Genomic DNA, 10,764 nt, shown 5'->3' with positions numbered 1-10,764 from the left:
CGGCCTCGGCAATCTGGCGCAGCGCTCGCTGTCGATGATTGCCAAGAACTGCGGCGGCAAGGCGCCGGCGCGCGGCGACCTTACCGAGGCCGACACGGCGATCCTCGACCAGGCGGTCGAAGCGCTGGCCATTTCGCGCCGGGCGATGGCGGAGCAGGGCATCCATCTGGCGCTGGCGGCGATCTTCGGCGTTGTTGCCGAAGCCGACCGCTATTTCGCCTCTCAAGAGCCGTGGGCGCTGCGCAAGACCAATCCGGAGCGCATGGAAACCGTGCTGTGGACGACGGCCGAGCTGGTGCGCCGGGTGACGCTGCTTTGCCAGCCCTTCATTCCGGGATCGGCCGCCAAGCTGCTCGACCTGTTGGCCGTGCCCCCTGAGAGCCGCGCTTTCGAGCACGTCCATGCCGACCACGCGCTGGAGCCAGGCACTGCCTTGCCTGCGCCGGAGGGCGTGTTTCCGCGCTATGTCGAGCAGGATGGCAACAGCTGATGCTGGTCGACAGCCATTGCCATCTCGACTTTCCGGATTTTTCCGAGGAGCGGGCGGCTATCGTCGCCCGCGCTCTCGCCGCCGGGATCGGGCGCATGGTGACGATCTCAACGCGCGTGAGGCGATTTCAGCAGGTCATTGAAATCGCTGAATCTTTCAATGAGGTCTATTGCTCTGTCGGCACCCATCCACACAATGCGGCGGAAGAGCTCGACGTCACCGCCGACGAGCTGGTGCGCCTTTCCGGCCATCCCAAGGTGGTGGCGATCGGCGAGGCCGGGCTCGATTATTACTATGACAAGGCGCCGCGCGATGCGCAGGCGCTAGGTTTTCGCACCCATATCGCCGCCGCGCGCCGGACCGGTCTGCCGCTGGTCATCCATGCGCGCGATGCCGACGACGACATGGCGTCGATCCTCGAGGACGAAACAGGGAAGGGCGCCTTCCCCTTCATCCTGCACTGTTTTTCGTCCGGACGCAGGCTGGCTGAAGTCGGCGTGGCGCTGGGCGGCTATGTCTCTTTCTCCGGCATCCTGACCTTCAAGAACTCCGTCGAGCTGCGCGCCATCGCCGCCGATGTCCCGCGCGACCGGCTGCTTGTCGAAACCGACGCGCCCTACCTTGCGCCGGTCCCGCATCGCGGCAAACGCAACGAGCCGGCCTATGTGGCGAACACGGCGAAGGTGCTTGCCGAGACCATCGGCGTCAGCGAGGCCGAGATCGCCGATATCACCACCGGGAACTTCTTCAGGCTGTTCACCAAGATGCCGCGTCCCGAAACGGCTGCGGGCTGAGGCATGAGCGACCGGCTGCGCTTTACCGTTCTTGGCTGCGGCTCATCGCCCGGCACGCCGCGCATCACCGGCGATTGGGGCAATTGCGACCCCAAGAACCCGAAGAACCGGCGCATGCGCACGGCCGCGCTGGTCGAGCGGATTGCCGCCAACGGCGCGAGCACCACGGTCGTCATCGATACCGGGCCGGATTTCCGCGAGCAGATGCTGCTGGCCTCCGTCAAGCGCATCGACGCGGTCGTCTACACGCATCCGCATGCCGACCACATCCACGGCATCGACGATCTGCGCGGCTACGTGCTCGAGCAACGCCATCGCATCGACATCCATGCCGACGAGCCGACCATGCTGCGGCTGCGCCAGGCGTTCGGCTATTGCTTCGAGACGCCGCCAGGCAGTTCCTATCCGCCGATCGTCAAGTCGCATCTTATCGACCACGCCAGGCCGATCGTGATCGAAGGCGAGGGGGGTCCCCTCACCCTCGAGCCGCTGCCGCAGTTCCATGGCGACATCATCTCGCTGGGTTTTCGCATCGGCGGACTTGCCTATTGCCCTGATATCAGCGGCTTCCCGGACGCCACCATTGAGCGTTTGCGCGGCCTCGACATGCTGGTGATCGACGCGCTGCAGTACAACACCCATCCCAGCCATCTGTCGCTCGGCCAGGCACTGGAATGGATCGAAAAGCTGGCGCCGAGGAATGCCGTGCTGACGCATATGCACGTGCCGCTCGACTACGCCGTCGTGATGGCCGAGACGCCGGAGCACGTGGCGCCGGCCTATGACGGCATGGTGATCGAAATTCCTTACGAGTCAGAGCGGTAGCGACAGCTGTTCACTTCGGTGTTCACTCGTTCGGGCTGAACGGAGGGCTAGTTTGTGGTTCAGAATGTTCTTGTTTTGCTCCTCGGCTTCCCTGGTGTCGGTAAGCTGACGATAGCCCGAGAACTTGGCGCGGCGCTTCCAGCCCGTGTGATCGATAATCACTGGATCAACAATCCAATATTGGCACTGTTGGCCGATGACGGGCTCGGCAAATTGCCTGATGCCGTCTGGGAGCAGACGGCAAAGGTTCGCCAGGCGATCCTGGACACGATCGCAACCCTTTGCGCGCCCGCTGCCAACTTCATCTTCACGAACTCCGGCATCCAAGAGGACGCGAGAAGCTTGGCGTCCTATGAGCAGTTGAAAGATGCCTCAGACCGGCGACGCGCGCTCTTCGTGCCTGTGCGCCTGCTCTGCGACGAGGATGAGTTGGTTCGTCGCGTGACATCACCAACTCGACGTGACCGTCTCAAATCGATCGACCCGGAAGCCGCGCGCCAGCGCAGCCGCATGGCGAGTGTCCTTGATCCCAAGCACCCGAACAGTCTGACGGTCGATGTGACGGCGATCAGCGTAGAGGAGGCCACCGAGAAGATCCACGAACATGTCAAAGGCCTCGTTGCCCTTTCCGTGTCGGATACGATAGTTCCATAATCTATCTTATGCGACTTTCTGATGTGGCAGCAGAGGGGTGATTCAAGCCGTCTTCCGACTGATGAACAGTCCGCTTTCCTTGCCAACCTCAAGGACGTCATTTCCGGCTTGGAACGCTTCGGTAATTGCATCCCGAAACGCGGCAAGCTGTGCCTCGTCGGCCGTGTCACCGGGCGGATAGGACGTCAGGGCGAGAAATACGTCCTCCGGCTCGGTCACTCGTAGCCGGGCAGGATGCTGCGTCATGGTCACATTCCTGAACTGGGCCTGCATAACCTGTTCGGCTGCGTCGTATCCGAAGGCAGCGCCGGCCGGATCCACGGGTGCGCTGCCGAACGCGGTGGTCAGCGTATACAACTCGCGCATGTTGCCAGCTCCGTTTGTCGTCACCGCAAGGAAACCACCCGGCTTCAAAACCCGATACATTTCCGCAATTCCCTTCGATGGGTCGGGCAGATGATAGAGCATGTGCATGGCGATCACGGCATCAAAGGAACCGTCCTCAAAAGGCAGGGCTGTCGCGTCGGCCTGTTCGCCTGTGACCAATGCAAACGACAATGGCCGGCATCTTTCAACCGCCTCGTGAACCATGCCCGGCGAGAGATCGGAAAGCGTAAGATTCAGATTTTGCGGCAGCTCGTTCGCCGTTGCGGCCCAAAACCAGCCGGGTCCGCATCCAACATCAAGAATGCTGTCGACAGACTTAAGGGGAAGCTGTTTCGCCACCCACGAAAACCAGCCAATTTCGGCAATCGTGTACTCGCTATTCAATCGGGCGCGAGCGGCAAGCTTCCGGCTATCACCATACTGCTCTGCATTGCCGGAAGTTATGGATGACACAAGGGTCGCTCCTGTTTCGCAAGGTTCTCCAAAACACGACTGTCGATCATTACCAAGTTCTGCCTTGGGTCGGAAGCTGTCATTCCCATCCACGGAGTTTAACTGGATCGCGCCCGATCGGCTGCGCAACCCTGACCAGCTTACGCCCGATCGGGCGCTAACGTTGGCGCCAGGAAGCGCGTGGCGTGGCCTGCCCGCTGAAACGTCGAATGCGACATTTCAACTTTGCACACCTGGCGACATTTCTACATCACCGCCACATTCGATATGGCCGCGGAGATGTCGGGCGCGCCTCATCATACAGCCCTGCTCGCCAGCCGCACGGAGCTGCCCGTTTCGACGCGATTGCCGACTATTTGCAGCGCAGGCAGCCTCGCGCCCTGATGCTGTGGGGCCGGCATGACGCGTTCTTCGACCTGGCAGAGACGCTATCATGGATGCGGGCCCTGCCGAGGATGGAAGCACACATTCTCGACGGGCCTCATTTCCTGCTGGAAACGCATGCCAACCAAGCTGCGTCGCTGATGGTCGACTTCCTGGAACGGCAATAGAACAGTCCTTGAGGTCTGGCCGACCCGAACGCGGCCGACGCCTGGGGCTACATTGTCCGGCATCAATGTTCTGGCCGCTGTCTCCTCAGCCATTTCCGCTCGGCGCCGTCTCGCTTGCCTGGCGCAGGCCAGGTTGGATAATTTACTTCATGGCTGCCGGAATCTCTGATCGGATATCCGCCTTCGTCGAAGCGCTTCCATTGAAGCCGGGACTTCGCGTCCTGGAGATCGGATGCGGTCCCGGCGTTGCCGCTCGCGATATCGCTCGCCGCATCGGCGACGGCTTCGTTCTGGCCATCGACCGCTCGGAGAAGGCAATCCGATTGGCGCGGGCGGGATCGGCCGATGAGATAGCTTGGGGCTGCCTCGAATTCAGGCATGCGGCAATCGGAGACTTCGCATTGAATGCTGACGAGGCTCTTTTTGACATCGCCTTCGCCATGCGGGTCGGCGCGCTCGACGGGCGTCACCCCGAGGCCAACCGTGCGGCCCTGACGCGGATCAAGGCGGCGCTGAAGCCGCATGGCAGGCTCTTCATCGACGGCGGCGATCCGTTGAAAGAGATCGATTTGGTTCGTGGCTTGCCGTCCTAAAAACCACTGAGAAACGTCGCCAGGATGTTTCAGGCATTCGGCAAGCGCCGCCTTGTCCGAACGCGTAGTTTTTCGCCGGCCACCGCAGGCGACATGACATGGCAGCAAGGAGCAAAGCACAAATCGCTGTAGCCCATTATGTTGCGCGAGACGCGAATTGTCGCAAACTAAGGCCGAAGCAACTACGCTGCCCGAAACTGCCATCGCGCCGCGCGCAACAATGAAAGCATCCGGAAAATGACCGCCTCGCCTTCCTTTCTCGGCTTTCCCGATCGCCTCGCCGATGGCCGGTGCCCCGCGCCGTGATCTTTGGAGCCGGTCACGGGACCACCTATCCGGGCCAGGACAGCAGCGGCCAGGCCTTGGCCGCCGATGCCATCCGCGCCGCGAGCCAGGACGATGCACCACTCCTTGATCGTTGGGATTTCGATCTGGGCGGGCCGCTGTTCGACAACAAACCGGTCTGCTGCGTCGATGCCGGCGATGTGTTGACCACCATGCATGACAACGCCGGCAACCGAGCCCGGATCGAGGCGAAGACACGCGAGGTGCTGGCACTGCCGGCCGTACCGATCCTGCTTGGCGGCGACGATTCCGTCGTCATTCCGTTCCTGGCCGGATTTGCCGGCCACGGACCAATCTGGATCCTGCAGATCGATGCCCACATCGACTGGCGCGACGAGGTGCATGGCGAAGGCTACGGCTATTCGAGCCCGATGCGGCGGGCGGGCGAGATGGCGCATGTCGCCGGCATGCAGGTCGGCCTGCGCAGCGTCGGCAGCGCACGCATCGGCGAAATCGAAGCGGCGCGGCGCTACGGCAGCCGCTTCGTCACGGCCCGCGAAGTTCACGCCCAGGGCGTCGAAGCTGCTTTGCGGCACATTCCGGATGGAGCAAACGTTGTCGTCACCCTCGACTGCGATAGCCTCGATCCCGGCATCATGCCGGGCGTGGCTGCACGCACGCCCGGCGGCCTCACCTACACGCAGGCGATCGAACTGGTCGCGGGCCTCGGCAGGCGGACGCGGATCGCGGGGTTCGACCTTGTCGAGCTTTATCCTCCCGCCGACATCGACGGTCTGTCGGCCATCACCGCATCGCGTCTTCTTGTCAACGCGATCGGTGCCATTGTCCGGCAGATCGGCTGAGATGCGATCGGGTGGTCTAGAAAAAGCAGTTCAGAAACGCCGCCGTCACGTCCGAAATGCCGACGATCTTGTCGGTCGCCTGGCGGTAGAATTTGAAGTTGAGCTCGGTCTCGGGCCGGCCGTCCTTCCAATCCTTGAAGCGTTTGAGCTCATTGCGACCCAAACGCCTCGTCGCCAAGGCAGTGCGGCGGACGGCAACGCTGACGCGCGGCGTCTGCCGTTCGAGATCTGGATGTCTGGCGATGGCTTCCGAGCAGGTCACGATGCCACGGGCGACTAGCCCCTGCCCGCCTTCGTTCTCGCTGGCGAACAGGAAGATGACGTCGCCCTCGGCGATGCGCTTGCCGCCATACATGGTTTTCTGGGCGGCGAACACGAACCTCTCCGCCGCCGGGTCCTCGATCTCGGTCTTGATCGCGTATGCCATGCCCTAAGGTTCCCGGGTGACGCCGATCCAGTAACTCAGCACGCGCCGGCCGCCCGGCTCGATCAGCATGACGCCCGGCTTGTCGGCGAATTCGCCGTCGAAATCGACGGGACTGGCGATGCCGTGCCAGGGCTCGATGCACAGGAAGGGCGCGCCCCCAGGCTTGGACCAGATGCCCAGCGCGTTCATTCCCTGCCATGACATCTCGATCGCCGGCCCGCGCCCGGCGGCGTAGCGCACGCTCTTGCTTTCCGGCCGGTCGAGGATGACGGCGTCGTCGTCGAACAGTCTTTCGGATAGCGGCAACGTCCTGCCCTCGATGGGCGTCGGCTGCGGCGTCGACAACAACAGGCCGTCCTTCAGGCGGCGGATCGGCGCCGGCTCATTGTCGGCGAAGGTCAGCCGATAGGCTTCCTTCGGCAATTCCGGCAGCAATGGCCAGTTGAACGCCGGATGCGCGCCGATCGAGGCCGGCAGCGGTTGGTCGCCGGTGTTGGCGATCTCGAAGGTCACGCCGAGTTGTCGGGGTTTCAGCTCGTAGCTGATGGCGAGACGAAAGGCGAAGGGATAGTGCGTCCGGGTCTCGGGGTCATCCGTCAGGACCAATGTGCAGGAGGCCGGCCCCTGCTCCGCCCAGGCAAAGCGCCGGTCGCGGGCAAAGCCGTGCTGCGTCATGGGATAGGTTTGGCCGCGATGCCGCAATTGATCGCCTTTGAGCCGGCCGACGATCGGGAACAGGACGGGCGAATGACGAGGCCAGGCGGGACCGGCCTGCCACAGAAGCTCGGTGCCGTCGCCATCGCGCAGCGAGACCAGTTCGGCCCCCTGCCCGACGATGGTCGCCGAAATGCCGTCAGCGTGAAGCGTCAGCTGGTCCATTGCGTCCTCGCGGCTGGCTGGTTTGGCCGGCACGCTAGCAAAAGGCCGCGCGTGAACTCAAGCGCGGCAGGCAGATCGCCCTTGGTCGTCAACGCTTGGTGCGCAGTCGACAAAAAAACGGCCGGAGGTTTTCCCTCCGGCCGTGCCGAGGTCCGTCGTGTTGCCTGCCGCGGTCCGGCCTATTCGCGCTCGCCGGTGAAATTCAGCAGCAGCTGGAAGATGTTGATGAAGTTCAGATAGAGCGAGAAGGCGCCGAAGACGGCAAGCTTCTGCTGCGATTCCGCATCGAAGTTCTCGGCATACTGCTCCTTGATCGTCTGCGTGTCCCAGGCGGTGAGGCCGATGAAGACGGCGATGCCGATCACCGAGATGGCGAACTGCAGCGCGGTCGAGCCGAGGAACAGGTTGACCAGGCTGGCGATGACCACGCCGATCAGGCCCATGATCAGGAAGGACGAGAACTGCGTCAGGTCGCGCCTGGTGGTGTAGCCGTAGAGGCTGGTGGCGCCGAACATCGTGGCGGCGATGAAGAAGGTGCGCGCGATGCTGGTCGAGGTGAAGACCAGGAACACCGAGGCGAGCGACAGGCCCATGACCGCGCAGAAGGCCCAGAACATTGCCTGCGCGCTCGCGGCCGACATGGTCTGCATCCTGAACGAGAACAGCATGACGAAGGCGAGCGGCGCCAGCATCACCACCCATTTCAGCGGGCTGGAGAAGATCGGCACATAGAGCGCCGGCGTCGAGGCCACGAAGAAGGCGACGAGGCCGGTGACGACGAGACCGAGGCCCATATAGTTGTAGACGCGCAGCATGTGCTTGCGCAGGCCCTCGTCATAGACGGCTCCGGCCTGGACGCCGGTGCCCATTCGGTATCCCAGATTGGGGCTGTTCATTCGGTTTCTCCTTGGTTTCTCGGTAGAGGGTTTGTTTTCAGTAGAGAGTTCTGGCGAGTTTCTCGGCGGCACGGTCGAGGCTGCCGGCGTCGCCGCGTCCGACCACCGCATAGGCAACCTCGCCGATCTGGAAATACGCGGTTGAGATGTCGTCGGCGGGCGCGACCGTCGGCTTCACCACATCGAACCTGCCCGGCCTGATGGCGAACAACGAGACAAGACCGAGGTCCTTGGTGTCGACCGCTACCTCGACGCTCGGCCCGAATTGCGAGGGATAGACCTGGACGTCGCGGATCTTCCAGTCCTCGGGCAGCGACGGCATGACGATCGCGGTGGCGGCGCGAATCTCGTCGGCATCGTAGCCCGGCGCCTCTTGCTGCGAAGGCATCGTCTCGCGCACCAAGGTCGTCCTGTGCGCCCGGACCGCATCCTCGACATAGGCCGGCGGCTGCGTCGAGGCGACCACCTTGGTCACGGCGATCGGCCCGAAGGCGCCGTTGGCCAGCCAGCCTGCCGCGACCAGCACGGCCGCGGCCGCCGCACGCTGCAGCACGGCAAGCATGCGGCCCCTGGCAAGACCTCTTTCCAGTCGGCGCGCCGCGTCTGTCGTGGCCGGACGCGTCCTGCCGACAGGGCCGGCAAGCGCGACGCGCAGTTCGTCGCGCGTCCTCAGATCGGACATCACGCGCGCCGCCACTTCCGGGCGCGCGGCGAGGTGCGCCTCGACCTCGATGCGGCGGGCGACATCCAGTTGATCGTCGACATAGGCGTCGAGATCGGCATCGGTCACAGGGTCGACAATGGCGGTCATTGATCGTCTCCCACGATCCTGAGATGAGGCCTGGCCTTCGGCGCCGCGCCCTCTTCCATCTCGCGCAGCGCGGCACGCGCGCGGCCGATGCGCGACATCAGCGTTCCGAGCGGCACGCCGATGACTTCGGCGGCCTGCTGATAGGAAAGCCCTTCGATGGCGACGAGGTGCAGCGCGGAGCGCTGTTCCTCCGGCAGCGAAAGAAACGCTTCCCGGACCTGTGACAGGCGCACCGAATGGTCCTGCGACGCCGGCACGCTCTGGTCGGCGACAAGGCCGGCCTGTTCGATGCGCGCCGCCTCGGAGCGGCGCGAGCGCACGCGGTCGATGAAGACGTTGTGCACGATCGCCAGCAGCCAAGCGCGCAGATTGCCGCTTGACCGGAAGGTCGCGCGCCGCTCATAGGCGCGCACCAGCGCGTCATGGACGAGATCCTCGGCCTCAGTGCTGTCGCGCGTCAGCGAGCGCGCATAGCGCCGCAGCGAGCCCAACTGCCCGACGATATCGAAGCGTGCCATCGACCGTTTCATGCCCTGTTTACGGAGCATGTAGGGGTTTTAATCCCCTGCCCGGCTTTCTTTTCGTGTCGCCGCCACAGCGGAAACCGCTGGCGCGACAGGATCGATTTGCGTATCACTCCGCCGCCATTGGAGTCCTTTTCGATGTTCGAGACCCTGCAGCCCGCGCCCGCCGACAAGATCCTCGCCCTGATCGGCCTCTATCGCAACGATCCACGGCCCGGCAAAGTCGACCTCGGCGTCGGCGTCTACAAGGACATCGACGGCAAGACGCCGGTGATGCGTGCCGTGCGCGAGGCCGAGAAACGGCTGCTGGCGACCCAGGACACCAAGACCTATCTCGGCCTTGCCGGCGACACCGGCTTCAATACGGCCATGATCAAGCTCGCCTTCGGCGAGAAGGCCGACCATTCGCGCATCCGCGCAGCACAGGCGCCGGGCGGCTCCGGCGCGCTCCGGCTGGTGGCCGAGCTCATGCAGCGCACCCGCCCCGGCGCGACGGTTTGGCTGTCCGATCCGACCTGGCCGAACCATCTGCCGGTGATGCGCGCCGCTGGTCTGCAGGTTCGCGACTATCCATATTTCGATGCCGCATCGGGCGCAGTCCGCTTCGACGAGATGCTGGCGGCGCTGAAAATTGCCAACAGTGGCGATGTCGTGCTGCTGCATGGCTGCTGCCACAACCCGACCGGCGCCAACCTCGATGTCGCGCAGTGGGCCAAGGTCGCCGATGTCCTGCTGGATCGCGGCTTGCTGCCTTTCGTCGACATCGCCTATCAGGGTTTTGGCGAGGGCCTCGATGCCGACGCCGCCGGTCTGCGGCTGCTTGCCGGCAAGGTGCCGGAAATGGTCGTCGCCTCGAGCTGCTCGAAGAATTTCGCCGTCTACCGCGACCGCGTGGGCGCGGCGATGATCATGGCCAAGGACGGCGCTCAGGCGGATGTGGCGATGAGCCAGATGCTGGCGGCAGCGCGCGCGCTTTATTCGATGCCGCCGGATCACGGCGCGGCGGCGGTGCGCATGGTGCTTGAAGATGCCGGGTTGAGGAAGGACTGGGAGACGGAGCTCGAGGAGATGCGGCTGCGCATGCTTCGGCTGCGCGTCGCCTTCGCCGAGGCTCTGCGCCGGCAGTCCAACTCCGACCGCTTCGATTTCGTCGCCAGCCATCGCGGCATGTTTTCCAGACTTGGGCTGACCGAGGCTCAAGTCGAACGCCTTCGCGCCGAGCACGCCGTCTATATGGTGGGCGACAGCCGCATCAACGTGGCCGGCCTGCCGGAGGACGGCATGGACGATCTCGCCAAGGCGATCGTCTCGGTGCTCGACTGAGGCTGTGGA

At 63.9% G+C, this 10,764-nt stretch carries 12 protein-coding genes and 2 pseudogenes; 8 read left to right on the top strand and 6 right to left on the bottom strand.

Translation table 11 applies throughout. The features are described 5' to 3' along the window. The 4 genes and pseudogenes from FJ980_RS11085 to FJ980_RS11070 form a co-directional block, all read left to right on the top strand. Positions 1-490: pseudogene (locus tag FJ980_RS11085) on the top strand (methionine--tRNA ligase); the annotation flags it as partial. Further along, positions 490-1,284 (top strand): TatD family hydrolase, encoded by a 795-nt coding sequence (locus FJ980_RS11080; RefSeq protein WP_140542925.1) that lies wholly within the window; start codon positions 490-492, stop codon positions 1,282-1,284. The pseudogene FJ980_RS11085 and the gene FJ980_RS11080, both read left to right, overlap by 1 nt. A 3-nt stretch (positions 1,285-1,287) precedes the next feature. Continuing rightward, complete coding sequence (locus tag FJ980_RS11075) at positions 1,288-2,109, top strand: MBL fold metallo-hydrolase (RefSeq protein WP_140542924.1); 822 nt, start codon at positions 1,288-1,290, stop codon at positions 2,107-2,109. Positions 2,110-2,163: 54 nt separating this feature from the next. After that, the gene (locus FJ980_RS11070; protein ID WP_140542923.1) at positions 2,164-2,763 is read left to right on the top strand and encodes an ATP-binding protein; all 600 of its coding nucleotides are present in this window, start codon (positions 2,164-2,166) and stop codon (positions 2,761-2,763) included. Between the two features lie 42 nt (positions 2,764-2,805). On the opposite strand, the gene FJ980_RS11065 is transcribed toward FJ980_RS11070, so the two are convergent. After that, positions 2,806-3,603 (bottom strand): class I SAM-dependent methyltransferase, encoded by a 798-nt coding sequence (locus tag FJ980_RS11065; protein WP_140542922.1) that lies wholly within the window; start codon positions 3,601-3,603, stop codon positions 2,806-2,808. 209 nt (positions 3,604-3,812) lie between these two features. Here FJ980_RS11065 and FJ980_RS11060 point away from each other — a divergent pair, with 209 nt between their 5' ends. The 3 genes and pseudogenes from FJ980_RS11060 to FJ980_RS11050 all read left to right on the top strand — a co-directional run bounded on the left by FJ980_RS11060 (position 3,813) and on the right by FJ980_RS11050 (position 5,895). Further along, positions 3,813-4,154, top strand: coding sequence for a hypothetical protein (locus tag FJ980_RS11060; RefSeq protein ID WP_210243738.1), 342 nt, complete (start codon positions 3,813-3,815; stop codon positions 4,152-4,154). 149 nt (positions 4,155-4,303) lie between these two features. Then, positions 4,304-4,747, top strand: a complete 444-nt coding sequence (locus tag FJ980_RS11055; RefSeq protein WP_140542929.1) for a class I SAM-dependent methyltransferase — start codon at positions 4,304-4,306, stop codon at positions 4,745-4,747. Between the two features lie 237 nt (positions 4,748-4,984). Further along, a pseudogene (locus FJ980_RS11050) lies at positions 4,985-5,895 on the top strand (agmatinase). Between the two features lie 16 nt (positions 5,896-5,911). Here FJ980_RS11050 and FJ980_RS11045 read toward each other — a convergent pair. The 5 genes from FJ980_RS11045 to FJ980_RS11025 all read right to left on the bottom strand — a co-directional run bounded on the left by FJ980_RS11045 (position 5,912) and on the right by FJ980_RS11025 (position 9,426). Further along, positions 5,912-6,322, bottom strand: coding sequence for a hypothetical protein (locus tag FJ980_RS11045; protein WP_140542921.1), 411 nt, complete (start codon positions 6,320-6,322; stop codon positions 5,912-5,914). 3 nt (positions 6,323-6,325) lie between these two features. After that, the gene (locus tag FJ980_RS11040; protein ID WP_140542920.1) at positions 6,326-7,201 is read right to left on the bottom strand and encodes an aldose 1-epimerase family protein; all 876 of its coding nucleotides are present in this window, start codon (positions 7,199-7,201) and stop codon (positions 6,326-6,328) included. A gap of 179 nt (positions 7,202-7,380) precedes the next feature. Then, positions 7,381-8,097: a Bax inhibitor-1/YccA family protein gene (locus tag FJ980_RS11035; RefSeq protein ID WP_095765448.1), complete on the bottom strand. Its 717-nt coding sequence runs from the start codon at positions 8,095-8,097 to the stop codon at positions 7,381-7,383. Positions 8,098-8,134: 37 nt separating this feature from the next. After that, entirely contained in the window at positions 8,135-8,908 is a 774-nt protein-coding gene (locus FJ980_RS11030) for an anti-sigma factor (RefSeq protein WP_140542919.1), read from the bottom strand. Further along, positions 8,905-9,426, bottom strand: coding sequence for a sigma-70 family RNA polymerase sigma factor (locus tag FJ980_RS11025; RefSeq protein WP_246676391.1), 522 nt, complete (start codon positions 9,424-9,426; stop codon positions 8,905-8,907). Before FJ980_RS11025 ends, FJ980_RS11030 begins: the two co-directional genes overlap by 4 nt. 144 nt (positions 9,427-9,570) lie before the next feature. On the opposite strand from FJ980_RS11025, the gene FJ980_RS11020 reads away from it, so the two are divergent. Further along, positions 9,571-10,755, top strand: coding sequence for an amino acid aminotransferase (locus tag FJ980_RS11020; protein WP_140542917.1), 1,185 nt, complete (start codon positions 9,571-9,573; stop codon positions 10,753-10,755). The last annotated feature ends 9 nt before the right edge of the window (positions 10,756-10,764 follow it).

The organism is Mesorhizobium sp. B1-1-5 (assembly GCF_006443065.1).
Taxonomy (GTDB): Bacteria; Pseudomonadota; Alphaproteobacteria; order Rhizobiales; family Rhizobiaceae; genus Mesorhizobium.
Note: the sequence above shows the minus strand (reverse complement) of the source record. Positions and strands in the feature narration are given on the sequence as shown.

What these genes read in the sequence shown, in the direction of transcription:
- FJ980_RS11080 (WP_140542925.1), top strand. Translation starts at nt 490, where the DNA reads ATGCTGGTCGACAGCCATTGCCATCTCGACTTTCCGGATTTTTCCGAG.
- FJ980_RS11045 (WP_140542921.1), bottom strand. Translation starts at nt 6,322, where the DNA reads ATGGCATACGCGATCAAGACCGAGATCGAGGACCCGGCGGCGGAGAGG.
- FJ980_RS11060 (WP_210243738.1), top strand. Translation starts at nt 3,813, where the DNA reads ATGCGACATTTCAACTTTGCACACCTGGCGACATTTCTACATCACCGC.
- FJ980_RS11025 (WP_246676391.1), bottom strand. Translation starts at nt 9,426, where the DNA reads ATGGCACGCTTCGATATCGTCGGGCAGTTGGGCTCGCTGCGGCGCTAT.
- FJ980_RS11075 (WP_140542924.1), top strand. Translation starts at nt 1,288, where the DNA reads ATGAGCGACCGGCTGCGCTTTACCGTTCTTGGCTGCGGCTCATCGCCC.
- FJ980_RS11030 (WP_140542919.1), bottom strand. Translation starts at nt 8,908, where the DNA reads ATGACCGCCATTGTCGACCCTGTGACCGATGCCGATCTCGACGCCTAT.
- FJ980_RS11055 (WP_140542929.1), top strand. Translation starts at nt 4,304, where the DNA reads ATGGCTGCCGGAATCTCTGATCGGATATCCGCCTTCGTCGAAGCGCTT.
- FJ980_RS11035 (WP_095765448.1), bottom strand. Translation starts at nt 8,097, where the DNA reads ATGAACAGCCCCAATCTGGGATACCGAATGGGCACCGGCGTCCAGGCC.
- FJ980_RS11020 (WP_140542917.1), top strand. Translation starts at nt 9,571, where the DNA reads ATGTTCGAGACCCTGCAGCCCGCGCCCGCCGACAAGATCCTCGCCCTG.
- FJ980_RS11040 (WP_140542920.1), bottom strand. Translation starts at nt 7,201, where the DNA reads ATGGACCAGCTGACGCTTCACGCTGACGGCATTTCGGCGACCATCGTC.